The following is a 26771-nucleotide window of genomic DNA, read 5'->3' as shown; positions in this document are numbered from 1 at the left end:
CGTGCACGACCCTGGACGGCGCCCCGGTCGCGGTGACCGGCAGCCGTGATGGGACGGCGCGGGTGTGGGATCTGGTCTCCGGCACCCCACTCGGCCAGCCCCTCACCGGCCACACCGGCGGGGTGTCCGCGGTGGCGTGCACGACCCTGGACGGAACCCCGGTCGCGGTGACCGGCAGCCACGACAGGACAGTGCGGGTGTGGGATCTGGCTTCCGGCACCCCACTCGGCCAGCCCCTCACCGGCCACACCGGCGGGGTGTCCGCGGTCGCCTGCACGACCCTGGACGGCACCCCGGTCGCGGTGACCGGCAGCAGCGACAGCACAGTGCGGGTGTGGGATCTGGTCTCCGGCACCCCACTCGGCCAGCCCCTCACCGGCCACATCGGCGTGGTGTCCGCGGTGCCGTGCATGACCCTGGACGGCACCCCGGTCGCGGTGAGCGGCAGCGACGACGGGACGGTGCGGGTGTGGGATCTGGCTTCCGGCACCCAGCTCGGCCAGTCCCTCACCGGCTACGACCGGGCGGTATACGCGGTGGCCTGCACCACCCTGAACGGCACTCCAGTCGCCTTGACGGGCAGCGGCGACGGGACAGTGCGGGTATGGAACCTGCGGACCGGCGAGCCCGCTGTACTCCTGGCAGCACCCGAGCCTCGTGCCATCGCCCTCACGCTGGAGGGAGACCTTGTACTGGGTATGGGCCGCGACGTAGCGGTCTTCAGCCGCCGCCCCCCTCGAAAGCCATACTGATCAGCAGACAGCCACCGCCGCTACCCGCCGACCTCGAAGGACCGGGCGGGTGCCGTGACATGGCCCGATTCGGGGGGCCGGACAACCCGGTCGGCGCTGGCGACCATCCCGACGCATCAGGGCTGACCGAGGCCATGAGCTCGTGAGGTAACGAAGTGGCTGCCGAGATTCATCATCCGGGCCTCACCTCCACCAGCCCGTGTCAGTTCAACCGCCCAAGCCCGTGAGGTAGGTCCGCTTCGACCCCACAGTGCGCCGAGTCTGGAGCAGCTCGCCTGTTTTGCGCGCAGGTGGGTGTCTGGGGTTCTGGTCAGCCGGTCGCGCGATAGAAGACTGGGGGGCCCATGCGGTCCACCAGGCCGCCGTACTGGTCGATTTCGAATGGTGTTGCGCCAGGAGATGTCTCGCGATCCTGGCCGGTCTTGCCGTCCAGGACCACGGAGTCGTCCGTCATCTGGCCGTAGACGGCGCCATGCCAGAAGCCGTTGACCTTCGGCACGACTCGGCCAGAGTCATCGGGCAGGGCCCACAGTTTCTTGAGCGTGGCGGCATCGAACACGATGATCCCGGGCCCTGACACGCTCCGGTACCTGGAGCACAGGACCAGGGATTGCGCGTCGTGGCGGCACTGCCAGTCGGATCCGGTCAGGACGGCGCGCTGCGTGCCGGTGGCGGCGTCAACGATGAGCTGCTTGTCCCCGTGCTCTGCGGTCAGCAGTTTCGGTCCAGCGGAGGCCGGCTGCCAGGTATCGCGGATCGTCCAGCGCCGCTTGCCTGTGGCCGCCGCGAATCCCGCGAGCCTGCCGTCGATGGGCGTCAGCTCCTCGCCGCCCGCGACGATTCCGCCGGCCAGCACGACGGCACGGAAGTCGGCCTTCTTCCAGCGCACCGTGCCTGCGGCGCGGTCGACCGCATACGTGGTGTCGGCCGCTGCGACCACCACCGTCTCCGCGTCGACTCCGATGATCTGCGGCGCGAGAATTTCGTCGGCGCCGATAGGGTCCGCAGCCAGCCCGGTGGCGCTGGGAGCAGCCGGGATGTCGGCCGACCACGTGCTCTTGCCGGTAGCTGTGTCGACTGCGAGCACTTCGATCACCGGTCGGGACGGGGCTGTTCCCTTCCCTTTCACCACCCTGTCCCAGGCGGCGTACACGGTCGTCCCACCGCCAGTTTCGACCACGAGCGGAGCGGCACGAGGACTGCCGAAACCGCCTAACTCGGCAGCGTTCTTTGTCCCCGCTTCCCACCTGGGCTCACCGGTCTGCGTGTCGATCGCCTCGAGCCCGTCTTCGGCGGCGACGTAGGCAACTCCGTCGGCGAGCGTGACTGCCGGCCTCGTCGCTCCCCCACTGCTCGTACTGGGCTGATCGGCGCTCGACAGTTCGATCCGGGTCTCGGCGAACCGCACGGGTGGGTCGACGGCTCTCCGGCTGGGCTTCCCGCTAGTCGCCTGGGACGGTGTCGCAGATGTCTTGGGTGACTTTGCGTCTATCGAGCCGCCGTCCTCGCTGCAGGCGACCAGCGTCGTTGCTGCCAGCGTCACGCCCGCCGCGGCAGCGGCACATCGCAGCGTCCTGTTCGCCGAGCGCATTCGAGCTCCCCCGTCTCGTGGTCCTCAAGGATGGTGACCATGACTGTAGTTCGATTCTCACTCTGACCATTCAGATCTGGCCGCTGTGCGGGGCACTCTGTGCGTCGAGGGGACGGACGCTTTCGGCTGCCCTGGCACCTGGCCCCTGCCTCTACCGCTGCGTCCCGCCTTCCGCCGTGCGTAACGCCCTCACCTTGGGACCTGCGGTTTCGAGGTTCTCGAACGAGACTCACGGTTTGTTGACCGCTGGCTGCGGAAGGCGCCGGGGGCAAGCCAGGGTCACGGCACGCTCCACGCAGCAGCGCTGGACTACGGGTGTGACACGGCCTGTTTCATAGGTACACGCCTTCCGTCGGTCCTCACCAGGCCGACAGGCAAGGCGAAAAACACGCCGGGCCCGCCGCGGCCTCCACGACGGGCCCCGATGCGGGTGCGGGAAATCAGTAGGCCTCGGGCCGGGAGCGGGAGGACGGAACCACGGGAAGGGCCCGGGGCCCGTGCTGGTGGTCGCACGGGCCAGGGCCCCTGGTGTGTAGTGGCAGGGCTATCGGCAGCCCTGGGGCGGGCGGCGTACCGCTTGGCCATGCGTGTCAGGTGGCGCGGGTGCGCCCAGGCCGGTACTCGGTCCACGTCCGCCTTGCGCGCCAGATACGGCGCGAGCTGGAAGACTAATAGCCAGGGCGCCGGGCGGCCGCGGCCGTAGATTCCTGCCAGCGGCGCGGACGGATCCGACTCGTAGACCGTGCCTCTCATCCACGGGTAGCAGTGCCGGATTCCCGGCGGGTGAGTCCGGGTCAGGCGGCACGCGCGGCGCGCATCGTCATCAGCATCAGTGATCTCTCCTCATCATCACGGCGGACCAGAAGGCGTACCGGCACCTTGGCCCGGAGCCGGGCTGGGACCACAAGGAAGCAGACGCCGGGGATACCCGGCCTGGAGATGCGGCAGCTCCGCGGGCAGGCCCGGAACCGGGGCGGCGGTGCGGTCAGCGCCCGCGCGGTGCTGAGGTCGCGGCGCGGCTCGCGGCCCCGGTCCGCGAGTGGGGCCGGGGCCGGGGCGGCCCGGCTACGGGCCGGTGAGGCTGGGCATGCCGTTGGGGAAGTTGCGGCGGTACTCGAGCCGCTCTCGGTACTGCTGGGTGATCTCTTGGTCGGTCAGGTCGACGCCAACGGCACGTGCGGCCTCTTGGGCGAGGAGGAACCGTTCGTGCAGCCGGGCGAGTTCGGTGCTGGTCGGCCATGGCTCCGCATGACGGGGCCAGGCCTGGGTCCAGTCCTGGCCGTGCTGGGTGAGGGCCGTTGCATAGGCGTCGAACTCGCGGAACAGGATCTCTGCGAGCTGACCCCGTTCGGCTTGCGTGGACATGGTCAACGCTCCGTCGGAGCGTCGGCGCCAGTCGACACAGAGACGTCCGCCGACCTCAACTGGGCCAACGTGCGCTGAGCCATCCTGGCCTCGGAGCGCAGATGCCCGACAGCCTGGTGGCAGGCCGCCCGCACGTAGGCCGCCATCAGGTAAGCGGTCAGCTTTGGAGAACGCGGTAGGTCCGACTTGATGGGCAGAGACAGCAGACGCGCAGGGGGAAGGATGCCGAGGCGTACGTAGGCCTCGATGATCGACCAGTCGTCTTCTCGGCCCCAGTAGTCGTCCCTGGTGCGTGAGAGACCCTGTTCGCCCTCGTAGAGGCCGGTCAGAAACACCACCGGCAGATGGCTGATCGCGGCCACAGCCCTGCCCAGAGCTGTGTCGTCGTCCGGGTCGAGCAGGTCCTCGGGAAGCCCGAAGTATTCATTCCGGGCAGGGAGCTTGCCGCCATGGGCGATGTGCGCGGAGTGCCAGGCAGCAACCTGTGTACGGCCTGCCTGGACGTCGCAGGGGTCGACCTCCTCGCCCGAGATACGCGCCCGGCCCAACCAGCCCGGCTGGCGGAGGAACCGCACAGGAGGCAGGCCTTCATCCTGGCAGCCGTGGCTGGCCGCGGCGTACATCTGGCTCAGCGGGCGCGCCGTGGGCAGCAGTTCTCCCCACGTTCGGTCAGCGGAACTGGTCTTCTTCGGCACGACGCCTCAACTCCTGGACGCTTCGAACGGAGCGTCCGGGCTCCTGCTGGTTCCCGGACGGCCGGCAGCGGGGTCATCTGGATCGGCCCCACCGGCGGTCCCACCGTGAGTCGTCGGTATGCAACCTCCGCAACTCGGCGCTGTAGTTCAGATCCGCCTGTGAGATCGTCGGGTTCGTGATCGAGCCCTGGGTGATCGATGACGGCACTTCGCCGGTAGCGTCTGAGGGGGTGCTGGAGGGCGACGTCAGCCGCTCAGTCTCAGCAGGAGAATCAGGACGCCCGCAGTTCGCCCACGGCGGTCTGAAGGCGAGCCACGCATTGCTGGTAGTCCGTCCCTGATGCCTGGAGGTGTCCGCTCCTGCGCACGGGACCAACCGGCCTTGGAGCGGCATAGTGCTCGAGATGTGCGTACGGCGTGACGTTGCGACATGCCGGCACATGCACAGACCTCACATCGGACGACTGTGCGACCTGGAGGAAGCGCACTGCCGTGGCACCGAGGCGGTAGCCCTCGGTCTCAGTCGGGCAGCCACGTGCATAGTTTCCGCTGGCTGCGATGAGGTCGATGCCCGTGACCTGGTGTATGAGTGCGCCCAGCAGCGGATCCGTCAGGTGTGTCGTGACGGAGATGACGAGGGGACCAGTCGCCGTGATACGCAGCCGGATCTGCGCCAGGCCTGACTGGTGTCCGATCGCGGCGAGAGACAGGCAGGCGATGTCCTCGATCCCCGGCGCGCATAGGTCGTCGGCGTCGATGACCACCTCAAGCGGGAGCAGGGCAGGTTCCGCCACAGGATCGAACGTCGCGTGCGAGACCGCGACAAGGCGGGTTCGGGACGGAGTGCCGAGGGTGTAGGCAGTCGCTTCGATACCGGCGATCCATGGCTCGATGACAGTGCCTGTTCCTGGCCAGGTGGTCGCCGTGGCCGAGGAAAAGGCTGCGGCGAGGGCTGGGAGGCTGTCCACCAGCCGGGCCGCGTACCGCTTGCGTGGTGAAGCCGGCTTGCACACCACGGGAAAGCCGAACCGATGCGCGGCTTCCAGTGCCTCGTTGTAGCTGTCTGCATGCAGGGCTCCGCTGCTGGCGACTCCGGCCCTGGCGAGGATGTCAGCAGTACGGTGCCGCATTGTGGTTGTCTCGAGTGTTGCCGGAGACGGCCCGGGCAGGTTGAAGTCCTGTCGCACGAGCGCAGCGGCTCGGGCATGTGCGGGGTGGAAGGTGAGCACTCCTGCCAGGTGGTGTTCGATGGAGAGCTTCCGTGCAGCTTCGCGGACTTCGTGGAGGTTGGCCAGGTTGGCCGTGCGGCAGCCTGCGATGTACCTCCGCTGCCAGCTGGGGGGCTTCTCGTCGATCAGGAGCAGTGGCCCGCCTTCTGCTAGACGCCCCATGGCATGCTCCCACTCTTCCCGCGGCCCGCTGCCGATGACGACGAGATGCCCAGGAGGTCTGTGGTCGTCCCGTCGGGAGGTATGGGTCTTCACGTGGGTGCTCCACTGTGATCGGTTGATGGTTTGCTCGTTGGTGTAGGTAGATGCTGTGGTCACCTTCCCTGTGGAGTCGGGGTGGGGCAACGGCGTCGTGCTCCTGGTCCCTGGCGGCGGTCGGGTCGTGCTTGGGGTGTCACGTAGCGGGACGTGCTCTCAATTGCCGATTGCTTGTGGCGGGACGCCGTCCTCACCTTGGGAGCGCGAGATGTCTCTGCAGGCCGCAGGGTGGATGGGCTGGGTCTGGGTCCCAGGTCCGCTTCCTGTTCGGTAGCGGGGATGCGAACTCTCACGCTGTCGTCGTTTGGGATTGCCGGGGGTGCGAGAGGCGGCGCTGACCTTGACTTTTACCGTGTGGCTGAGGTCACTACGGCTAGTGGTCATAAACCTGATGGGCGGCCGGAAGAGGCCGTTCCTGGAAAGGGCAGTTCCTCCACAAGTTCCGTTTTGCAATGTAGAGATGTGCCTGGCGGGCCCCGTGAGGCGGGAGCAAGTCCCGCGCGAGCCTACGAGGAGGGACTGTCAGTGATCGACTCCGACCCCGTCGGGGCACTCGGCACAGTAGACGACGGCATGAACGCACACGCTCGTGTCTATCTCGTTCTCCAAACTTTGAACGGCATGGGGCCGGGACTGCACCCGCTGCGGCGCATCATTGACGAGTCAGGAGTCACCAAGTCGACCGTGCACCGCATCCTCCGTGCCGGCGTGGAGGCCAAGCACCTGATCTATAGGGCTCCGGGCCGCTATGGCATCGCGACTGATGTCGCCAACCACCGTCCGGACGCGAGCGTTCACCTGAATCTCCCCCATGACAGCGCGCTCGACCGCGAGACGACGGTGCTTCAGCGGCAGACGGCGCAGGTGGCTATGGCGTTTGGCGCGGTGATGATTGACGACACGCCTGGGCGTTTGATGCTCGATCACGCCTATGGGCGTCGTAGCGACTTCCAGGCGGCGTTCAATCACTCCGGCGCTGACACAAAGGTGGCGCTGCGCTACGCGCCGCTCACGGCGGATGCTGCTGGTCTGGCGATCCTGTCGCATCTTGATGGGGCTCCTCAGAGCCACCTGATGCGGGAGATCCGCTCGGAGGGGTATGTGATGACCCAGGCTCCTTTGGCCGACTGGAAGATGCTGGGCGTGCCCCTATGGCGGGGGTCTATCGTGTACGGCTCTTTGGTGGTCATGGGGCTGCGCCCGCAGATGGAGCGCAACCGTCGGGAGTATGCGGCGGCGGCGTTGTCGTGCGCTGCGCGTTTGAGCGCGCGCTGTGAGTTGGGTAGTGGGCAGATGAGGATGGCCAGCTGAGTGGGTGAGCGACGTGCCAGCTGGCTTGGTGCGACCGAGACGTCCCACCACAAACCGCTGGCACGGTCAGTCAGTCCTTCACGAGAGCGGTGCAGAACCGGTTCTCCTGGACGAAGCACTATGGGAGAAATCGTTCTTCGGTGCTCCGCCAGAACTCGCCGAGGCGGAAGGCGTCACCGGGCGTGATACCGAGGGTGTTGTAGAGGGCGCTTAGGTGGTTCTGGACTGTCTTTACGCTGACGCGCATGCGATCGGCTATTTGTGCTTGTGACTTGCCGGCGCTCATGTCGCGCAGGATTGTCCGCTGCACCTGTGTGGTCACGGACCCTTGGGTGGGTCTCATGTGGCCTCCCATCCAGGGTTCGGCGCGTGCCCACTGCTGTTCGTAGTAGGCCCTCAGGATTGCGAGCATGCCTGGATGCGTCACTTTCCATGCTGTGACGCGGCTGAAGTGTCCGGGTCGGTTGTCTGGGACGAGGGCGAATACATCGTCGACCATGACCATACGGAGGAAGCCGCCGGGTAGCGTGCGTACCTCGGCTCCTCGCTTTGTGACTGCTGCAGCCCAGTCCGCCTGCCACTTTCGCGATCGTGCGCTGTCGAGGTAGATGGTTCGCAGTGCGATGCCTCGCTCAAGGCGTTCCGAGTCCCCTTTCACCGTGGCCAGCATGACCTTCTTGTCGCGATCATGAGGATGAGCTGTCCAGACCTCCTTGCGGACTCTGGCGAGTGCTTTGGTGATCTCTGCGTTGGCCAGGTCCTTGTTGTCCAGGTACTGGATGCCCGTTTCGCCGGAGGCCTGCTGTTGAGGAAGGGTGGCGATGAGGTCCCTTGCGCTGCGTATCCGTGCGACAGCGTTGTTGATGTTCTCCACCTCGCGTTGCACGTGGGTCTGCAACACGTGATGTGGGTCCTCGAGAAGGTACGTGTCTTCTGCCCAGGCGTTGCGTACTGCGAACCCGGCCGCCAGCAGTTCGTGCAGTCCGGGCTGGTTCGGTGGAACGTGGAGGTTTCCCTGTTGAGCCAATCCATGGTCGTAGAGCTCGCGAGCGGCATCACTCAGCTCCGCCGAGCCCCGCGTATCTGACACTTCGCCACTTTCCGCCACTTCTGCCCCCTTGCGGCTTGCCGAACTTCGCCTGTACGCAACCGTTTTAGCTTGTCCGGAGGGAGGTTGACCATGGAGGCTACGCGTAGTGAGCCACCGCTCACGCGGTGATGGCGAGCGGTAGACGCTCTGGAGTGTCGCTGGACGGGGGAACGCTTTTCCGTATCTGAGTGATCGACAGGCTGGTCGAGCAACAACCCGTTTCGCACGTTCTTTCGCATCTTCGCGAGAAGAGGGAGCCATGAAGATTCTGAGACGCATCATCGCAGCCAGCGCTGGAGCTGCCGCGGCTGCGCTGCTTTACGGTGTAGCTGACGGCAGTGCAGCGTCCCTGGGAGACCCGAACTGGGGGCGCTCTGACGTAGCGATCGCAAAGGCGGAGCGAGACCCGAACTGGGGTACCGGCCCTGTTCTGGCTCCTGGTGATCCGAACTGGGGCTGATTTACAGCCGCCATGCGCACTGACGCTCGTTGCCCGGACTCGCCGTCGGCGTAGCCGTTCCTGCGCAGCCAGGCTTCGCCGGCGGACGAGGGACCGATGCGTCTGAGGTCGTCGGTCCGCATAGTCAGATGCGAGAGAGTCTGCATCCTGGGCTCGAGACTTGGGACACGTCGACCGTCGCACGACGGTTGTCCATGGCCAGGTGGGCATCGGCCTGACCGCGTTGAGCGCGTTCGCCGGGTGGTGCAGTTCCGCCCACACTACTGGGAAGCACGAGGCAGCTGGGCTTTCGACCGCGACCGAGGGACCCCTGAGGATCGTTTGGCCCAGGAAGCTCCGGAGATAGGCCACTACTCAATCATGTTCGAGAACCTTCGCCGATACCGTCGAGCCCAGGGCAGGTCAAGCCCTCCTCAAGGACCGCTCGACGGCGGTCATGAGCATCGGCCGCCCCGATCGCTGTGGGCCTCGATCAAGGAGCAAGTGGCGATTCTGCTAGCCACATGGTCGACCACACGGCTCATCCGTCGTGACCTGGGGCTGTCCGGAGTTCGAGACATGCAGGGCCTCATTGACGCGGTCGCGCGGAAGCGCAACAAGCCCATCACTGTCACTGCGGCGCCCCTGCCTCCCGAGGTGTCCGCGTTCTGTGCCCGCGGCGAGGACCGCGACTACATCGTGGTCGACTCGAGGGCGAATGAACTCACACGCCTCCACGCGGAGCTCCACGAGCTGTGGCATCTGTGGGAGGAGCACCCATCGGAGGAGGCACCGGACCAGCCGATGACTGAGACCGTCGTGCGCCAGCTTCTACCAGGGCTCAAGCCCGGGCCTGTGCTTCAGGTCCTGACCCGATCGCACTATGACAGCGCGCACGAGCGGCGAGCCGAGGCATTCGCCACCGTGATGCTCCAGCGGCACCTTGAGCTGCGACGGGATCAGAACAAGAACGGCTCCCTCACTTCGGCGCTGACGCACAGGAGGTCCGGTGTCTGAGGGCCTCTCCAATGTGGTCTACCTGATCATCGCAGTGATGTCTCTCTCGATCGCCATCTGGAAGGCACTTGCGTTTCGGCGTGACTCTACTCTCACGCTGGGCTTGACCACATCGCTGTTCCTGTGCTCTGCGGTGGTCTACGTGCTGGCATCCCCTTGGGGCTACCGTGTCGTTGGGGCTTTCGCAGGGGAGCCCAGCTTCGCGACACTGCCTGTCTACGTGGGTATCTTGTGGTGCTTCGCATACACTCACGCTCTAACAATCCTGTGGAACCCGCGGCTACGCAGAGGGCGACTTTCGTTGCGCGGGCGCCTCACAGTCTGGACCGTCGCGTACGGCTTCGCGGCCGTGCTCATGGTTGTCACCTTCTCCATGGCCGACCTGTCCACAGCTGCAGATCCTCTCAGGTTCAATACGAACAACGCGCAAGAACCCGTCGTGCTCGTGTTTCTGGCCGTCTTTCTGTCTACCCTCACTTGTGGGACCTTGAGCACATATCGCCAGTGTCAACGGATGCGTCTTCCGGACCAGCGCCTGCAGCATGCGGTCCGCGCGTTCGGCATCGCCATGCTGTTCGTCTTCGGCTACGTCGTCTGCAGCGTCCCGGCGATCACGCTCGCTGCTGCGGGCAACCACGCCCTCGACCAGGTCGGCGTTCTTGGATCGTCCTTCGGTTCCACCGGAGCTCTGATCGCCAGCTATGGATTGTCTGGAGGAGCGGCCAGTGCATGGATGCGTGAACGCCGTGACATCAGGGCGCTCCAACCGTTGTGGGACCTTGTTGTCGCAGGAGTCGATCCCGAGCTTGCCTTCAGCGCGACGAGTGCTCGAAGCCACCGTCTGGCTACGAACGTGACCTTCAACTTGCACCGGCGTGTGATTGAGATCCTCGATGGGATGCGTGCTCTTCGGCCCTGGGTGACTGCGCAGGCACCTCAAGCGGTGTACGCGCTGGCCGCGGCCCCGCAGCCCACTCGTTCTGCGTATGTGGAGGTGCGCTCGGAGCAAGAGCTTCAGGCCATCGCAACGGCTGCTGCCCTGCGGGATGCCGCCGAGCACCTGCAGGCCAGCCGGAGAGAAGGTGGGATGCAGAACGTCTCTGGCCGGCCTCAGACCCCACATGGTCAGGGCGGGGTCCTCCCGGGTGAGGACACTGCGGCCGCGGACGAGCGTGAGCGGCTTCTGCGGGTGGCGCGTGCGCTCACACATCCTCTGGTATCGGCAGCGCTGCAGGAGGTGCGGCGTACTCGCACACCCGCAGAGGCGTAGCCGCCCGTCGCGGCTCATGACCGCATGACTACGATGTGCCCGAACATGTCACAGCTCGAGATGGTGGCGGCAGGATGGCCCGCGCCACCACCATCTGCAGAGCAGTTGAGATCAGGGCTTCGGCACAACTCAGCGCCGAGTCGGAGACCGGCGTGGGGGGTTCGTGTGCGACGCGCAATCGTCATGGGCGGGAGTTTCGCTGGCCTGCTCGCTGCCCGGGTCGTCAGTGAATTCGTGGACGAGGTTGTCATCCTCGAACCGGACGAGCTGTTAGGCGCAGGCCTCGGCCGCGGTGCGCCGCACCGGCAGCAGCTCCATGCGTTGCTCTCCATGGGCCATGCGCAGCTGGAGCGTTGGTTCCCCGGCATCACCAGGAATCTCCTTACGGCCGGTGCGCAGGTGGGCACCGGCGACGCGGTCCAGTTCTACGTGGATGGCACCCTCAAGCCTCCGGTGCCCGACTCTCTCATGATCGGCGCGACGCGGCCTCTCATCGAAAACCATGTCCGACAACGCGTCGTTGGTCTGCCGAACGTTGTCTGGCGTGTCGGCCTTGCCACGGGGATCAGGTTCACCGGCAGTCGCGTCTCCGGTGTGCGTTTCACGACCAGAGATGGTCACTCCTCCGTTCGCGCGGCCGACTGCGAGCTGGGTGCCGATCTCGTCGTTGACGCGATGGGTCGTGCCAGCCGGTTGAGCTCCTGGCTGGACGACACCGGCTGGGACGCGCCGCCCGTGGACCGTATGAGGATTGACCTCGGATACGCCACCGCGACATTCCATCGTCCTGCGAGCCAGCCGCCTCCTGCGGTCATCGCTCACTCGACCCCAGGCCCGGCCAGCGCGTACCAGCCGACTATCTGTGAGCCGGGGGCACTGGCCGCGGTCGAAGGGAATCGCTGGAGCGTGGTGCTCGCCGGCTACGCGGACTACCGGCCGAGCGCCGATCCCGATGAGTTTCTGGCACGCATGCGGCGGTGTGTCGCCCCCATTCGATCAGTCGCGAACGAATGCGTCATGGACGGCGATGTCCACACCTTTCACTTCCGTGAGAGCCAGCGCCGGAACTTTATGGACTTGGCTCGCTTTCCGGGTGGCCTGGTAGCGGTCGGCGACTCAGTGGCCTCGGTAAACCCGATCTACGGTCAGGGCCTCACTCTGGCCGCCCTTCAGGCTTCGTCCCTGTTCGCTCATCTGCGAAGCGGGGTGTCCCCACACCAAGCGGCTTGGGGCTACTTCCGCCGGGCGGGGGTCGTGGTCGATGCCGCCTGGCAGGTTTCGGCGACCGCCGACCTCGCGCAGCCGCACGTGAAGGGCCCGTCCCCCCGTGGGTACCGTCTCCTCCGCTGGGCAGGCGACAAAATAACAGCGGCCTCTGTGATCGATCCGCTCGTCAACAAGGCCTTTATGGACGTAGTGCACATGCGCGAGCACCCAAGAGCACTGACTCGGCCTTCGCTTCTGCTTCGGGCCGCGCGCGCCACGGTCCGGCCGCCGAGAGTCCGGGCAACACCGCCCCTGACCTGAAGGAGATGAGCTGTCCTGCCAACGTGGTCTCGAACCCTCGACCAAGCCGGCATCACCGATCCCTCGCTGCGCAGGGACCACACCGAGCAGCGCCGCCTGGTCGCCCGCTTTGCCCGCGCCGAGTACATAGCTGTGCGGCTGCTACTGCCTGCCGCCATCGTTCCTGACGTCATCGCGGCTACCGCGTTCATGCACTACAGCGACAACCTCATCGATCAGGGATCTCTCGATGAGCGTCTCGAGTCACTCGGCACCTGGGACCGGCAGGTGAAGGGCGCCTTCGCCAGCGGCTCAGCAGACGAGCCGGTTCTGCGAACGCTGATCGATACCGCCAGTCGGCACCCTCAGCTGGCCGAGCACGTCCAGCGCTTCCTCGCCGGCGCGCCAGCGGAAGTGCAATGGGAGGGATTTGAAACGGACGACGCCTTCCGGCGCTACGTCGACGCGTACTCTCACCCCGCCTTCATGATCATCGCCTGTCTGCTTGAGACGCCCCCGCATGCGGATGAGTACCGTGCTGAATGTCGGACCTTCATCGAGTCGAGCCAGCGACTCGATTTCCTGGAGGATCTCGCCGATGACCTGCGTGCCGGGCGCCTTGGCATCCCGTATGAGGCTCTCGCCGAGTGCAGGGTGACTCGCGCGGACCTGGAGCGGTCGGATGCCTTGGGGCGCGTCGGTGACCTCATCAGGAACCAAGTGGCCCTCGCACGGCCGGGGCTGGTGGTTGCACAGCGCCTTGCGGACTTGGTGGAGTCGGAGAACAGGCACTTCATGACGGCGCTCGTACGCCTGCAGCTGCTGCGGTTGGACGCGGTCGAGAAGGCAGGTTCGTCCGTCGCTCGGAAGCCACCGGACAAGCCAGTTGCCGCGGCTCTTGGGTTGCTGGTCCGTGCGTACCGCTCTGCCCACAACGCACGTCAGCCGACAGGCTAGCCGGACAATGGGAGTGTATCGATCTTCACGATACCCAGCCGGAGCGCAGCAGTGGCCTACGCCAAGTGGAGATCGCTAGGACCTTTGAGGGCCGGCGGCAACTCCTCGGGCAGGTCCGTCAGGACCAGGGTGATTCGGGTCAGCCCAAGGGCCTGCAGGGGTCGTGGAGTCTCCTCGACGAGACGGCACGCCTGCAGGCCTACATGTGGATCGGGGTGGCGCAGGGACCGAACTGTGTCGCCGTTGTGCACGAGGTCAGTGCCGGCTTCCAGCACCCACTCCGGCATTTCTTCGTCGTAGGCCTCGGTCAGAGCTGGATCCAGGTAGACCTCGCGACGGATCGCCTGCAGCGTTGGATCTTGGTCGTACCGTTCCAGGCTGCCGGAGAGTTGTGCCAGCATCGACAGCTGCCACGACTTGTGGTCGGCCAGAAGCGTGGGTGCGTCGGGGTGGAAGAGACCGAACCTCAGGAAGTTGTCTGTGGGCATCGTGGCTTGATGGGTTCTGACCTGGCTGAAGAGAGCGACGTATGCCTCGTTCGCCGTCTTGACGTTCCACCGGTAGTCGATGAGGAATGTGGGGAGTGAGAGCGAGGCCATCATGCGGCGATAGTCTTTGAGGAATGCCGTAGTGGCCTCATCCGCAGGACGGCTCCCCGCGGGCGCCATGCGCAGCTCGGGTTGAGGTGTACGACCGACGGCGAGCCAGAAGAGCCGCGCAGTCTGGAACTCGGTCATCTCCAGCGCTGCCGCGAGCGCGAAAAGCTTCGTATCGGTCCATTCCCGGACCCTTCCCCTCTCCCAGTTTCCGTAGGCTCGGCCGCTCATCGCGAGTCGGTCTGCCACATCCTGCTGGCTCAGGTCGAGCTTTTCACGGCGTCCTTTGACCCAGTCCTGCAGCCTCCTGGCGTGGATCTCGGCGGCGAGTTCTTCTGGGTCCCGCGACAGCTCTGTCGCTGGTCGTGAGACGGCTCTCGTAGGCAACGCGGTGGGCAACTCCGTCAGCCGAGTTCCCGGGATACGCCCCTCGACGTGCTCGCGGAGCAGGCCCTGTGAGTAGGAGCGGCGATCCAGCAGCTGATTCACCATCGGCAGGTCCCCCGTAGCGTGACGCATCGGTCCGTCCACTTCAGACATCGACCGCGAGTATCGCAACGGGCAGGACGTTCCGACGTGAGCGCAGTATGAGCGCTCATGTGCCACCGGTCGGGAATGACACCAGGCGATCAACGATGCGTCCGATACTGATGCAGGCACCTCAGGATGTCAACAGCTGTATAAATTCCTGCGGTGCAGGTCGCCGCGAGCTGTGCGGCTTCTACAGGTGTGACTGGGGGGCCGTGACACGGCACGCTCCTGCCGCTAATGTCGGATCCGGCTCGCTTGGAAGCGGCCAGCCCCACCGCCGATCAGTCTGGAGATAGCCCGGCTATGGTTGCCGCCCCCGACGAAGCACAGGCGGATGATCTTGCAGCGGTCATTCAGGCGATCGATGAGCTGCTCCCCCTGGTGGGCCTCGACCGCAGCGTGATTGAAATTGCCCACATCTCACACCAGACAGGCATCACGGCTGACCGTGTTCTCGCGCTGTTGAACGGGGCGGCGCCAGGCACCGAAAGCCTGGACCAGGTGTTCAGAACCCGGCTGGCCTTCCTCCGGGATACCCGACGCAAACCTAACGGGAAGGAGTACACCCTGAATGAGCTCGGCACCGCCGCCGGTGTCTCCGGCGGGCAGGTTCACTTTCTCCTGAAGGGTGAACGCAGTCCGACCTTGAAGGTCAGCGACCAGCTGGAGAAGTTCTTCCAGGTGCCAGCCGGCTTCTTCACGGCCTCCGAGTCACAGGCACTTGCGCGGGCGCTACACCCCATCCATGCGCAGTTGAACCTGTTTGCCCTGCTCCAGGGCAAGGGCATCTCGCAGTTGGCCATGCGGAGCAGCGGTTCCGGTGGAGAGGCCACAGAACTCGGGCAGGAGCTGCGCGCCGCGCTTACGGTCGCGCTGACCCAGTCAGAGGAACGCGACAGCGAAGATGACGCCGAAGTTCGCGAGCTCGCCAACAGTGTGAAATCCCTGCCGTCGAAAAGCAGGCGACGGGTCATCCCCTTGATCAAGGACCTGCTCGGCCTAGTGCGGGACGACACCGATCCGCCTGCCAGTCCGTCGCGGGCCGGTCTCTGAGCAGAAGTTTCCGAGACAAGGGCGAGCCTCGCATTGAGGCGGAAACAGGCGAAGCACCGTAGCAACGGTAGGCCGAATCCGTTCGCGGACGAGTTGGGTTTCGCCGCGTCTCGCAAGAGGCTCTCTCACTCTCTGCGCGGACCGGCGCTAGGGACAACCGTTCCGTCCCTCGAAGCAGAGCGCCATGCGCCCGCTTCGCCATCTGCCGCCCCACCTCGATGGGCGAGCGCTAGATTCAGCCGCTGCCGGTACCGAGAGCACGCGCCCCGTACACGAGGCCGCGGCCGTGGGAATAGGGCTCCAGCCCGTGGCACTCGCTCAAGTGCTCCTCCTTGCGCACCCGCTTGTAGGTCAACGCGAGGCGGAGCACTATGGATAGCCCCCACTCGCGCTGCCCACAGAGGGGGATTCATGTTCAGCTCTGCACCCGCTCCTCCCCCACGCGGCCGACAGGACCGGCCACCGATTCCGGAGCAGATCTTCGTTGCTCCTCCAGCCCCGCCCAAGCAGGCGAAACCCAAGCAGGGGAAGGGGAGAAAGTCCAGACAGAAAGATTCGGAAGCGCCCCCGCCTCGACCCAAGTCGGCTTGGGATCTACCTGAGTCGATGAAACCGAAGCTTGCCACGCAGAGGCGCGCTCTCCCGGGGAGCGGCGTACACGTCGTGCCCGGCGGCCTGCCCGGACTGGGCAGACGCCGATAGCTCCTGCCCTGATGCGAATGAGCCACCCAGACCTGCGCCCTCCCGGAACGAGATGAGGCGTTCGTGTTGGCACTGCCCCGGCCGAGAATGTCGCGAGTTCAACATCTGGACCACCCCGGGCGGCGTCTGCGCGGGGGTCACGTGAGCGGCTGGAACCCCGGCATCGGGGGGCTGGGGTTCCCGGGGTCAGCGGCCGAGCCGGCAACAAGGGTGGGCGGTCCGTAGCGGCTGGTCAGCCCGTTGAACTGCTCGGCGAAGTCATCTGCGCGCAGTCATCGTTGTCACAAGCCAGCCCTCGACGCCGAGCCGCACATCGGACAGACGAATGCCGCGCGCGGCGCGTACCGGAGCCGGCACGGCGGGGGAAGGACCCTTGGATGGGGTCCTGTAGGTCAACTGCAGCGCGATCCCCTGGAACGTCCTAGCGCGCATGCCTCCCCGCTTCCAAGGCCGCGCACGACTTCCGGTGCCAGTGGGAAGCCCCCACGTAGCGGGTCCGCTACCGATCAGGCCGCAATTGCGAGACTTACCGAATGTCGCGAATGCCTGTAGCTCCAGGCGTCATCCTCTGGGAAGTGCAGCACAGCTGACGACTTGTCGATAATTCGCAGAGTGCAAGTCGTGAAGATTTAGCCCGCCTGTCAGCACTCACAGCTACATCAAATACGCAGTTACCACCGTGCACTATGTCAAACCCATAACACAGCATTACGAGGTGTCACCGGAAGCCCCCTTTCCAGGAAGCCCCTTTTCCTGGCCAAGCTGCCCATCCCCCGGGTAGAGATCTTGTTCGGACCCCAGCACCGCGCGCCGCGGCCGAGGTGCTGATTCGAACCTGCCCGGGAGGAACCGTGGACGAGCCGTCGCAGACCCCTCAACAGCACAAGCGTGGCATGACATTCGCTGTGCTCCACGCACTGCTGCAGCTGGGCCCCGGTGCCCATCGGTTCCAGATGATCGCGGCACGCAGCACGGTGAGCAGGTCTGAAGTTCAGCGCCGGCTCAATCAGTTGATGGCGGCCGACCTCGTTCACCGTCCCCGCCGGGGGTACTACGAACTGCGTGCCACGACGGCAGAGATGACCGGGACTCCGGGTCTCGTGTCCCCCACCGAGACTCCGTTGTTCGACGCGCCTGTTCTTCTTCAGGAAGTCCACCGGCGCACCAAGCAAGTGGTGCTGCTGCACACCTATACGCCCGTGGGGGGCGAGCGACTGTGCATCGGCGCCGCTGGCGCCTACGACACGCTCTTCCGCCAGGAGCTGGCGATAACCCCGGAGGCCGTCGACGGACTGCGGCAGGCTCCGCTGGATTCCGACGCTGCTGGCCTGGTTATCCTGGCCAACCTCGCGGGCGAGGACAGTGACCTGCGAGATGACCTACGCCGGATCCGATCGGCTCAGCTCGCTCGGTCTGAGTCTCCCCTTCCAGGTTGGGACTTGGTGTCAGTCCCTCTCCGGCGGCTGCCCGGCGCTCCGGCGTATCCGGGCGCGGAGCCTCGAGTCGTTGGTGCGGTGAGCATTCTGTCACCGCGGGATTCCCAGGGCGCTCCTCTCGTGGCATATGGCCGGCTTCTGCTGAACGCCGTCCATGTTGCGGTTGAAAGGTCCGTTGTCGTCACGCGCACGGGGGTTTCTGCGCCCCATGCGGCATGAACGACACCTCGGCGTCAAACCGGTGAGGCTGGGTTGAGGTAGCCCTTCTGGCGCCCGATCCGCACGCTGCCGACGCGCTAGCGCACGTTGACCTTTGTTGCAGGCCACACCCACCCGAGGAGGTCGACGTGGCTGCTGACGTGGATCAGATCGTCCCTGGGAGCGCCCTATGAGCTGACCTCCCTGGAAGGCCTCAGGCGCTGCCGACGCCTTTTGGCCTGGCCGTCCACCGGATGGGGTGAGCTACCACCTCTTCGGTTGGCCACTTGCTATCGCCCGACGTGCCGGTCGAGCGAGTCCCCGATGCCCGTTAGAGGCCGGGGCGAAATCACTCCCACTCCGGAACTCGAAACCCCTGCCAGGGGGCTTCGAGGTTCCACAACAACGGGAATGGATCGCGTTCATGATGCAGCAATGTGCTGCTGCTTGTCACCCAGTCCTGCCTAGTTCGCCAGGAGGTGGTCGTCTCCGCGCTTGCTGCCGCACGTCCATGGCCCGCGCTCCGCGTACGCCTTGGACTACGCCAGCATGGATGAGGTCGGTGTAAACGTGAACTATCACGCCACACTGCCTCACGTTCCGCCGTTCGCTCAACGAAGCTTCCCGGCGCAACGGCGCACCGGCCTCCTGGCCTCCCTTCCACCCCTGTCCAGGCGTATGCACCAGCTTCTCTTGTACGGTGACCGGGACGCCGCCTACACGGCCGGGAATCGGCAACGGGGCGGAAAGAACACGCCCTCTTCAGACCATGCCTGGGCAATCACCCGCGCGCTGGCAGCGGACGCGGTTCGCGTCGGATGGGACCGCGCATCGTTCGTCCAAGTCCTCCTCGACGGGCCATACAAGGCCGGCCAGCACCCTCGCAGGCTCCAGCAGCGCCGCGGGTACGACCGAGCAGCTGCATGGCTTCAGCGGGCCTGGGAAGGTGCACAGAGGCACGTGCAGGCCAGTGACCCCATTGCCTCACGCCAGGACTTTCAGGTAGCCCTCGCCGCCTTCCGCGCGCGACTCGAGCGCACGGCTTGGAAGGGAATTGCAGGAAAGACCGACCTGCGCAACCTCATCGCCCGCACGGACATCTGCGGCCAGTCAGGCCGTTGGGACCACACTGTGTCGGAGCGCGAGCTTGCCGAGCGCATGGGATGCAGCCGAACCACTGCGCACAACTCGAACCAGCGCCTCCTGGAGGCCAAGCTGCTGCGACAGCTCGACCACGGATCCCCTACCGAGGGCGCGCGCTGGATGCTCATATCCCGCACATCCCAGCCGCTGTCTCAGCTCTGGGCCACCCACGAAGGGCCAGAGGCTGGGGGGGTCATGAGTGGCCCAACGAAGAGACGGCGCGCGGCAGAAGCCGACATCAGTTCCCGAGCCGCATCAGAGGTCATGCATCGCGACGCTTTCGCCCACCGCGGCCTGGGCGGCAGCGGCCTGACAATCCTCGCCGCGCTGGCAGAGCGCGATGGCCAAGCGATCGAGGAGCTCCAGGGCACCGCGTCGGTGTCCCGCGCGACTGTCTACCGCCAGGCGGTGAAGCTCCAGAGCCTTGGGCTGGTCACGCGGCAAGGCGAGCTGTACCACCTCTCCCCCGCTGCGCTCGAGGGCATCGGCGTGCAAACTGCTGCGTGTGCTGATCCCGTTTCAGGGTGGGACGACGCCGCGCGGCGACTGGGCACATGGGGGGTGGGGCAGCGTCGGAGGACCCGCCACGAGGCGGAACGAGCGTACTGGCGTCTTGAACAGGTCCGTCTCGCCGAGCGTCGGCGTCCCGCGATGCAGAGCGCGCACCCAGCCGTGGCTCAGACCGAACATGTCCGGGCTGACGGCTGTGTCGTTGATCCTCGCACGGGCGAGGTCGTGGACGGCCTGTACGTGGCCTCCGACGGCCGTTGGATCTGGCACGACATATGTGCGGTAGGGGATAGAAAAAGGGTGCCTGAGCCAGTGGAAAGAGTGTCTGGGACCTGTGCCGCCTGATACTAGGTCAGCCTGAAGTACCGGGGATTCCTGGCACGTCATCCCCCCGATACGCACAGAAGGCGGGTTCTCCGCCACAGCGAAGAACCCACCCCCCTCTAGCTCGGTTTCCCTCAGGAGGTGCCGGAAGGCTTGTCGCTGCGGCCAGGCAGATGCCAGTTGAGGCACATGGCCACGAGCTTGTTCCGATCCGGCACCTTGGCCTCTTCGACCGCCCTGTCGAGCTCCTCGACCAGCTCGGGGGTCATCCGGGTGTACAGGCTCTGCGAGCCGGTTCCGGCATAGTCGCGGTCCTTCAGGGGTCGGCTACTGCCGAATCGTGTTTTCGGTCGCTCCGGGACCGAGGCTTTGATGACCACGTCCCAGCCCGCCTGCGCGGCCGCGTCGAGCGACTCCAGGATGATGTCCAGGTGCCCTTTGCGCTTGCGCTCGTTCGTCAGCACTTGGGCCTGAGTCCTGTCCAGACGGCGCCGTACCCCTTCTGAGACCTGAAAGGTTACTGGAAGGGTGTCCGCCTCCGTGGGCTGAGCCGGCTGGCGGGTGGTGGCCTTAGGCCGTCGCCTCCTAGCCCGGGGAATGGGAGCCTCATCAACTTCGTGGCGGATCTCATCGTCCAGTGGCTGCCCGGCGGGCCTGGTGCCCTCCCCCGCATCTGCCTTGACCGCTTCGATTTCAGCTTCGCGGTCCTGTGCTGGCTTACGCTGCTTCCGGCCACTCAACCCACTCAGTGCAGACAGCGACGGCACCGGGAAGAGCTCTTCCTTCTTCTCTCCGCCCGCGGAAGTATCTGTTTCGGTCGCCATCGTCAGGACTCCTCAATTTGCTGCTTGATCGCAGCCGAACGTTCGACTACCTCATCGGTCAGGGCGAGGTAGTCCTCATGAACCGCTCGAACTGTGTCGGGAAGGCTGTTGTCGCCGCCTTCAGCCCTGTCGAACAGCGCGACCAGCGGCTCTCCCTCTATGTCCCTGGACTCCTGTGCGACGGCCTCGCTGTGTCCGATGTTCGTCCTGAACTTGTAGTAGGACGGACCAAGGATCTCTCGAAGGCGGGCCTCAGCCTTCTGATGGATCTGGGTGGACTTGCGTCCTGTCGCAAAAAGAACGACACCGAGGAGAGTGAGGAGAGGGTTAACCTTCGTAACCTTCCTGAACTGCTCACTCATGCCCTTCACGCCATCGAGCGAGCCCCTGTCAGTCTTCGACGGCGTGATGATCCAGCGGCCGGCACCCATGGCAAGTCGCTGGAGAGGGGGGTTCTCAGGCGGTGTGTCAATGAAGATGTAGTCGTAGTCGCCTGCAATAGGCAGCAGGCACTGGAGCAGCCGAAGGTCCGCGTTTGAGTCGTACCTGTCCCTGAGTCGGCGGTACAGGGAAGCGACGTCGTCCTTCAGCCACTCTCCCCCACCAGGAACGAGGTCGAGCCCCGGGCGGACTGTCACTGGCTTGAGCGGAGAGCCGTCCCTGAGCGCGTGGTAGAGCGCCTTACCTTGGTCGTTCTGCTCAGGCGTGGCCCCGAACTCGTGGACCGTGAGATTGCCCTGGGCGTTGAGGTCGATGACAAGCACCCGCGCATCGGGGTCAGCGGGAACGCCTCGCTCAGGGTCTCCCCTCTGGAGCTTCTTGAGCATCATGAGGGCAAGGTTGGCCACGGTCGAGGTCTTACCAGCACCGCCCTTGTCATTGGCGATGACAAAGATGTGCCAGAGGTCCAGCCAGGGCACCTCGACTGGATAGTCACTGTCGTACTCCGTCAACTCAACGGCTGGGGCCACGCTCAACTCGTCATCCTCCGCTCGGGTCTGGAGCGGTTCCGCTCCACGCACCGATCCGACGTGCCTCCTGGAGCTAGGGGCATCACGACCATGCGCAAGAGGCATTGAATCATGACGATCACTCCAGCAGAACAGCAACACGCGAAGGCTCTCGTTGACCCCCTCAGTGAACCTAGACGTACCACCCTGGCGGTCACACGATGACAGCAGCCTTGACAGCTGGTCATCTCTCAGGACTGTGCTCACACTTGGATGCCATCCCTGCAGACGCGGTGACTCCATCGGGTGTCACCCTGCGCTTCCCTTCGCGTGCATCCTTTCATGAGCACTTTGATGCAGCTCCATAGGTCATGACCTGCGCAAACATCCTGCGTTGCTTCTTGCATGACTTCCTTCAGACCTTCTTGCACTACCCCTTGCTCCCTGCCCCGTGGAGCGTGTGTTTCCATGCCTCGCTTACGGTCGTGCAAGACACATCACTAGCCCACTTGGTTGCCCCCGGTGTCTCCGGGGCTCGATCAGTTGAGCCAGTCATACGCCAGTGCTCTAGTTGACACCTGGTGCCTGACGTACTTGACGTCTCCGTGCTCAATCCATGGCTAGGCGAGGTGTTAACACAGTGGCTCACTAGCTTGTTGGACGTTGTTGCAGCCAGCAACTCACACGTGAGTCTCGAATCATGTGCTACCAGACATCTAGTCCTGGTGTGAGTCAGCCTTGCATCCTTATGCTGAGCTTGCTGGCTGCACGCCCATCATCAAGGAACGCACAACCATAGACTCAATGGCTTGAGTGCTAACGTTTTAAACGTTAGACATCAACGATGACTTCCCCGACTTACTCAGTACCAGCACAGTTACTTTGGACAAGCACGTATGACTGGTTATCACCACTGTTGCCTTAAACGAAGGTTCGTCAACGTGGGCACACAACATCGAGAAAGTCGTTGAAACATGTTGTCAACAGCGCTGTTGACTATGTTGCTTACAAGCATGTTCATCATGATGTTAACGAAGCGGGTTCATTCCAGCATCGCCAGGATGGATCACCACTTGCTCCACTACTGTTACCAAGCACGTTAGCCACTGGTACGCTACATACGTCTTCCATACAGCCGTAGCTGGCGCTGCACCAAATGCTAAAGGCCAGTGTGCACCTCATCTTTGCCCCAGGTGCTAGACACAGTTCTCCACGTGACGTAGCACATGGTTCTCAACTTGCTTTGCTAAGCATGGAGATACAAAGAAGACCTCATCTCCACGGAACCAGCCGCCAGGCCAAAATCGCCCCGTTTGCCACTTATGCGCATCGCACAGAAAGGCCTCTGACCTGCGGAAACGCGACGAGCGGCTCTGCAATGAGTGAGTGGGGGTGATTCCCTTCCGGGGCACGAGAAAGGCCCCCAGACGGCCGTACAGGGCGTTCGCGCAGCGGCCGGCGCACCCTGATCGTGCTCGGGGACCTTTGGAACGCAGGGACGCTCGGCAGGTGATGTCCAGGGAAGACCTTGTGGCCCACGTAACGAGACGGAGCCCCCGATAGGTCCTTCGACAGCGTGAACCGTGGGCTGTCCAGCTCGTACCCTTGACGGGACCGATGAGGTGAGTCGATCGGTACTGTCGTGAAGCGAAGAGGCGCTCTCGTGCTTCCAGATTTGGCTCAGTACCACCACGGCTCCTGACCGCCAGGTAGTGGTATCTCACCCCCCTCTGCACCGGAGTCTGCCTTGCTTTGAGTACGCCCCGCAGGCAGTCGGAAAGGCAGTGGTATCCGTGGAGCCGTACTGCGCAAGCGAAGGGGCCAGAATCGGGCGAAGGATCATCGGCGTCGTTCGGCTCAGTGAGAGAGGACTGAGAGCGCGAAGGCTCTTCGTACCAGTCGTTGCCGCACCTGGGCGCCCGGTCAGCCCAGATTCGGCATCGAACGGTGCATGTCCAACTGAGCGCGAGGTTGCCAATCCACCAGACCAGCCCAAGCGGCTCCGGGGCAACGGCAAGTCGGCGTCGAACGTGGGTCTGCAGGCCCCGGCGGCCCGCCTGCCCCGTGTATCGGGTCACTTGGAACTCAATACCGAATGATCTCTCGGGTGACCCTTGCTCTCCCATGCCCGCCCATTCCAACGTTTGTCGCCGCCCCCCTTCTCGTGGAGCTGCCGCGGACTCCCCACCACCCGCCTCCCTGCAGCGGGCGAGCCACGGCTCGCCGGCTCATGACTCGGTGGCGAAGCGCCTGCCGGGCGTCAGACGCTGTCGCGTGATCCGCCAGCTCGTTGGAGGGAGCCGTACAACGCACCAGCGCTGGGGGAGTGGTGACCGCGCTTGCTGCGTGATGCCATCCAGCGAGCCGCCTGAGCATTGGCACCATCGACGGGTCAGGGTCTTCGTATCTCGAGTCACACACGGAGACGGCTGGTCGGGCCCTTGGCCGAATCTGCATATGGGCTTCATGCGCCCAGGGGAGTCCGTCGGAAGCGCGTCGCCGGCCATGCCAGCCACGGGCGTCCCGCGACGCCTGCTGGTACTCAACTCCGTCCTGGGACGGCAGGAATCGATTCGCCATAGCCGCACAGCACGACGGCCACAAGTAGGGCAGGAACCCTCGTGCTGCACGGCCACCCGTTGGCAGTTGACGGGCGCGAAACTGAGTGACACTTACTCGCGGCCCCCTTCCAGAAGGACGCGGCAGGGCGACCGTTATGTCCGTCATGCGGCCTCAGAATGCGCGCTCCACAGGCAGCCTGACCTGCGCATTTCCCGCGAGAGCGCCCAGGAGCAGTGAGGTGGTGTGAATCCCTGCACCTTCGCCTGTTAGGCCGTCAGGCGGCATTCTGCTGGCTTCAAGGGCGGTTCCCAGGCCGGGGAGTGGCCTGTCGGGCGTCCCGGTCGACTGTGATTGAGTACCTCACCTGATAGTTGGACGTCAGGTGAGCGGAGCCGTAGCCCAGCCACTGGTCTGTCCGCCTCTGTAGCGCCCGAGCAGGGCGGCCTTCAGCCGGAGTTTGTGTCGGCGCCGGAAGCGCCGTCGCTCCTCGCGCTTGGGATCACTTTCGGCTCCTGTCCGGTTTGTTCGTCGCGGCCGCCCCCTTTGACTTGGCCTTCTCCGCCGCAGCGGCGGCCGTCTCCAAAGCGGTGAGGACATTTTCGTCCAGATGCATCCCGGCGGCGCCGTGATGGGTCCTCGCAGTGGTGGAGTCGATGCTGACCAGGGCCAGGTCCGCCTCGCCCCGCTTCGCGGCTTCCGCGATCAGGCCCTCAAGCAGGGCTTCGAAGACGTCGGCGTCGCGCCACGGCCGGAAGCGGTTGTGGACGACTGGCCAGGTGCCGAACTCCGCTGGTATCTCCCGCCACTGCCCGCCGGTTCTGAACCGCCAGATCACGCCCTCGAACTGCTGCCGCAGCCGAGCGGGGTATGGTCCGCATGGGCCGATCGGCAGATACGGACCTATGAATTCCCACTCTGCCTCCGTCAGTTGCGCTCGCGTCACGAGGTCCGGCATACCGGATCGAGCTCCAGCGGAGGGAGTCCGCAGATTGATCACCGTTCGATGCATGCATGCCTAGCCGGCTTGCAGAGCGGCGAGGAGCCTGGTTCGCAGGAGCTGTGCGGCTGGGGAGTGCTGACCTCGGCGAGTGATAAGTCCGAGCCGGGCGTGCGTGACAGCGTTGGCGAGCGGGACAGTCTGCAGGCCGGTGCCTTGTGTGGAGGACGCGCTGAGGACAGCGACGCCCGCACCGCGCTCAGCGAGGCGGAGCAGGGCGGCTGGAGAACTGGCGTCGATATCCACGCGTGGGTCGAGGCCGATCCTGCGGCAGGAGTCCTCGTAGGCGGCGCGGATGCCGGTGCCTGGGGAGAGGCAGAGAATCCTCTCGCCCCGTAGGTCGCTAAAGTCCAAATCGGCCCGGTCGAGGGGATGCCCGGCGGGGACGGCAGCGGTGATCGGCTCGTCGACGACGATGCTCGCCTCCAGACCTGGGGCGACGCTGCCCGCGTAGCCGATCAGGGCGAGGTCGAGAGAGCTGGCAAGAACCTGGGCCTGAAGGTCGTCGGAGTAGCCCTCGTGAAGGCTGACCTCGATGCCGGGGTGGGTGTGGCCAAGGTCGGCGATGGTGTCGAGGAAGGCCGGGATCGAGCAGCCCATGATCATGCCGAGACGGACCCGGCCACGGACGGCATCGGCGAACTCGGCGGCGGTGTGCTTGATGGCTTCAAAAGTGGCAAGGGCGTTTTTCGCAAGGGGGAGAACGGCTTCACCGGCCGGGGTGAGGCGGATTTGACGGCCGGAGCGGTCGAGCAGTTGCTGGCCCAGTTCCGACTCCAGCTTTGCCACTTGAGTGCTGATGCCGGACTGGCTGACGTGCAGACGATGCGCGGCAGCGGTGAAGGTGCCCTCGTCCATGATCGCAGCGAAGTAGCGCAGCTGATGCATCTCCATATCCAGTAATGATAGGAACCATCTGATTCATCTGTTCGACGGATGGATCGCATGGCTGGAGGATGGAGGCATGACGACGACAAGGACTGCGCGAGAGCTTGCCGAGGCCTACTTCACCGCCTGGGAGGCAGGAGGCTTCGATACCTTGCGGGGGTTGCTGGCCGAGAATGTCGACTTCGTCGGACCGCTGGGAACGGCGTCGGGGGCAGAGGCGGCGCTCGCCGGGCTGCAGGGGCTCGGCCAAGTGCTGGAGAAGATCGACGTGAAGGTGCGGGTAGCGGAAGGTGATGAAGTGATCACCTGGTTCGACCTGCACACAAGCGTTGCGCCACCCACCCCGACGGCGAACTGGATGCACGTGGACGACGGGAAGGTCACCCGAATACGGGTGACCTTCGACCCCCGCGCACTGCTGGCGGGATTCGAGAGGCAGAGCTGAGCGGGGCAAACCCTAGTAATCAAGACTCGATACGCGCCCTAGTGCTGGATTCCGCTTTCAGTGGGTATAGATGCTGGTGGCGGGGTGGTTCGGGTGCTCGGGGGGCGGGTGCTGGGCGGATGGTGTTACGAG

General features: G+C 65.0%; 19 protein-coding genes and 1 pseudogene. 10 read left to right on the top strand and 10 right to left on the bottom strand.

Translation table 11 applies throughout. The features are described from left to right. Positions 1 to 752, top strand: a 752-nt coding sequence (locus tag ACFU5O_RS32010) for a WD40 repeat domain-containing protein (RefSeq protein WP_384245761.1), incomplete at its 5' end; no start/stop codon positions are given. A 310-nt stretch (positions 753 to 1062) separates the two neighbouring features. Here ACFU5O_RS32010 and ACFU5O_RS32005 read toward each other — a convergent pair. The 4 genes from ACFU5O_RS32005 to ACFU5O_RS31990 all read right to left on the bottom strand — a co-directional run bounded on the left by ACFU5O_RS32005 (position 1063) and on the right by ACFU5O_RS31990 (position 5887). Next, positions 1063 to 2160, bottom strand: a complete 1098-nt coding sequence (locus ACFU5O_RS32005) for a PQQ-binding-like beta-propeller repeat protein (protein ID WP_384245760.1) — start codon at positions 2158 to 2160, stop codon at positions 1063 to 1065. A 1248-nt stretch (positions 2161 to 3408) separates the two neighbouring features. Further along, entirely contained in the window at positions 3409 to 3708 is a 300-nt protein-coding gene (locus tag ACFU5O_RS32000; RefSeq protein WP_384245758.1) for a hypothetical protein, read from the bottom strand. Positions 3709 to 3710: 2 nt separating this feature from the next. Beyond that, positions 3711 to 4403, bottom strand: a complete 693-nt coding sequence (locus ACFU5O_RS31995) for a hypothetical protein (RefSeq protein ID WP_384245757.1) — start codon at positions 4401 to 4403, stop codon at positions 3711 to 3713. Between the two features lie 272 nt (positions 4404 to 4675). Continuing rightward, the gene (locus ACFU5O_RS31990) at positions 4676 to 5887 is read right to left on the bottom strand and encodes a hypothetical protein (protein WP_384245755.1); all 1212 of its coding nucleotides are present in this window, start codon (positions 5885 to 5887) and stop codon (positions 4676 to 4678) included. A gap of 528 nt (positions 5888 to 6415) precedes the next feature. Between ACFU5O_RS31990 and ACFU5O_RS31985 the strand changes: the two genes are divergently transcribed. Next, a complete protein-coding gene (locus tag ACFU5O_RS31985; RefSeq protein WP_384245753.1) occupies positions 6416 to 7201 on the top strand; it encodes a helix-turn-helix domain-containing protein in 786 nt (261 codons plus the stop codon). A gap of 118 nt (positions 7202 to 7319) precedes the next feature. On the opposite strand, the gene ACFU5O_RS31980 is transcribed toward ACFU5O_RS31985, so the two are convergent. Next, a complete protein-coding gene (locus ACFU5O_RS31980; protein WP_384245752.1) occupies positions 7320 to 8309 on the bottom strand; it encodes a LuxR C-terminal-related transcriptional regulator in 990 nt (329 codons plus the stop codon). Between the two features lie 1000 nt (positions 8310 to 9309). Here ACFU5O_RS31980 and ACFU5O_RS31975 point away from each other — a divergent pair. The 4 genes from ACFU5O_RS31975 (at position 9310) to ACFU5O_RS31960 (ending at position 13480) form a co-directional block, all read left to right on the top strand. Then, entirely contained in the window at positions 9310 to 9747 is a 438-nt protein-coding gene (locus ACFU5O_RS31975) for a hypothetical protein (RefSeq protein WP_384245751.1), read from the top strand. Further along, positions 9740 to 11017, top strand: a complete 1278-nt coding sequence (locus tag ACFU5O_RS31970) for an MAB_1171c family putative transporter (protein WP_384245750.1) — start codon at positions 9740 to 9742, stop codon at positions 11015 to 11017. The genes ACFU5O_RS31975 and ACFU5O_RS31970 overlap by 8 nt, the downstream gene beginning before the upstream one ends. 165 nt (positions 11018 to 11182) lie before the next feature. Next, the gene (locus ACFU5O_RS31965) at positions 11183 to 12544 is read left to right on the top strand and encodes an NAD(P)/FAD-dependent oxidoreductase (protein ID WP_384245749.1); all 1362 of its coding nucleotides are present in this window, start codon (positions 11183 to 11185) and stop codon (positions 12542 to 12544) included. A 132-nt stretch (positions 12545 to 12676) separates the two neighbouring features. Next, positions 12677 to 13480 (top strand): squalene/phytoene synthase family protein, encoded by an 804-nt coding sequence (locus ACFU5O_RS31960; protein ID WP_384245748.1) that lies wholly within the window; start codon positions 12677 to 12679, stop codon positions 13478 to 13480. Positions 13481 to 13536: 56 nt separating this feature from the next. Here ACFU5O_RS31960 and ACFU5O_RS31955 read toward each other — a convergent pair whose 3' ends face one another. Then, positions 13537 to 14568, bottom strand: a complete 1032-nt coding sequence (locus tag ACFU5O_RS31955) for a helix-turn-helix domain-containing protein (protein WP_384245746.1) — start codon at positions 14566 to 14568, stop codon at positions 13537 to 13539. A 342-nt stretch (positions 14569 to 14910) separates the two neighbouring features. Here ACFU5O_RS31955 and ACFU5O_RS31950 point away from each other — a divergent pair, with 342 nt between their 5' ends. The 3 genes from ACFU5O_RS31950 to ACFU5O_RS31940 all read left to right on the top strand — a co-directional run bounded on the left by ACFU5O_RS31950 (position 14911) and on the right by ACFU5O_RS31940 (position 19994). After that, a complete protein-coding gene (locus ACFU5O_RS31950; RefSeq protein ID WP_384245745.1) occupies positions 14911 to 15660 on the top strand; it encodes a helix-turn-helix domain-containing protein in 750 nt (249 codons plus the stop codon). A gap of 1553 nt (positions 15661 to 17213) precedes the next feature. Then, positions 17214 to 18017: a hypothetical protein gene (locus tag ACFU5O_RS31945; protein WP_384245744.1), complete on the top strand. Its 804-nt coding sequence runs from the start codon at positions 17214 to 17216 to the stop codon at positions 18015 to 18017. A gap of 939 nt (positions 18018 to 18956) precedes the next feature. Further along, complete coding sequence (locus tag ACFU5O_RS31940; RefSeq protein ID WP_384245743.1) at positions 18957 to 19994, top strand: helix-turn-helix domain-containing protein; 1038 nt, start codon at positions 18957 to 18959, stop codon at positions 19992 to 19994. A gap of 113 nt (positions 19995 to 20107) precedes the next feature. On the opposite strand, the gene ACFU5O_RS31935 is transcribed toward ACFU5O_RS31940, so the two are convergent. From ACFU5O_RS31935 to ACFU5O_RS31920, 4 genes and pseudogenes are all read right to left on the bottom strand, one after another. After that, positions 20108 to 20797, bottom strand: coding sequence for a hypothetical protein (locus ACFU5O_RS31935; RefSeq protein ID WP_384245741.1), 690 nt, complete (start codon positions 20795 to 20797; stop codon positions 20108 to 20110). Between the two features lie 2 nt (positions 20798 to 20799). Next, a complete protein-coding gene (locus ACFU5O_RS31930) occupies positions 20800 to 22014 on the bottom strand; it encodes a ParA family protein (RefSeq protein WP_384245740.1) in 1215 nt (404 codons plus the stop codon). A 2700-nt stretch (positions 22015 to 24714) separates the two neighbouring features. Further along, positions 24715 to 25252 (bottom strand): annotated as a pseudogene (locus ACFU5O_RS31925) (transposase); the annotation flags it as partial. A 72-nt stretch (positions 25253 to 25324) separates the two neighbouring features. Next, positions 25325 to 26200 carry a LysR family transcriptional regulator gene (locus ACFU5O_RS31920; RefSeq protein WP_384245739.1) on the bottom strand — a complete coding sequence of 292 codons (876 nt, stop codon included), beginning with the start codon at positions 26198 to 26200 and terminating at the stop codon, positions 25325 to 25327. A 70-nt stretch (positions 26201 to 26270) separates the two neighbouring features. Between ACFU5O_RS31920 and ACFU5O_RS31915 the strand changes: the two genes are divergently transcribed. Next, on the top strand, positions 26271 to 26639 hold the full coding sequence (locus ACFU5O_RS31915; protein WP_384245737.1) for a nuclear transport factor 2 family protein: 369 nt from the start codon (positions 26271 to 26273) through the stop codon (positions 26637 to 26639). Positions 26640 to 26771 lie beyond the last annotated feature (132 nt).

The sequence above is a fragment of the Streptomyces sp. NPDC057445 genome (assembly GCF_042802855.1).
Classification (GTDB): Bacteria; Actinomycetota; Actinomycetes; order Streptomycetales; family Streptomycetaceae; genus Streptomyces.
The sequence above is the reverse complement of the archived record's forward strand: the minus strand, read 5'-3'. Positions and strand labels throughout refer to the sequence as shown.

Coding starts and splice junctions, on each gene's coding strand:
- ACFU5O_RS32000 (WP_384245758.1), bottom strand. CDS start 3,708: ATGTCCACGCAAGCCGAACGGGGTCAGCTCGCAGAGATCCTGTTCCGC.
- ACFU5O_RS31975 (WP_384245751.1), top strand. CDS start 9,310: ATGCAGGGCCTCATTGACGCGGTCGCGCGGAAGCGCAACAAGCCCATC.
- ACFU5O_RS31955 (WP_384245746.1), bottom strand. CDS start 14,568: ATGGTGAATCAGCTGCTGGATCGCCGCTCCTACTCACAGGGCCTGCTC.
- ACFU5O_RS31950 (WP_384245745.1), top strand. CDS start 14,911: ATGGTTGCCGCCCCCGACGAAGCACAGGCGGATGATCTTGCAGCGGTC.
- ACFU5O_RS31935 (WP_384245741.1), bottom strand. CDS start 20,797: ATGGCGACCGAAACAGATACTTCCGCGGGCGGAGAGAAGAAGGAAGAG.
- ACFU5O_RS31920 (WP_384245739.1), bottom strand. CDS start 26,200: ATGGAGATGCATCAGCTGCGCTACTTCGCTGCGATCATGGACGAGGGC.
- ACFU5O_RS31915 (WP_384245737.1), top strand. CDS start 26,271: ATGACGACGACAAGGACTGCGCGAGAGCTTGCCGAGGCCTACTTCACC.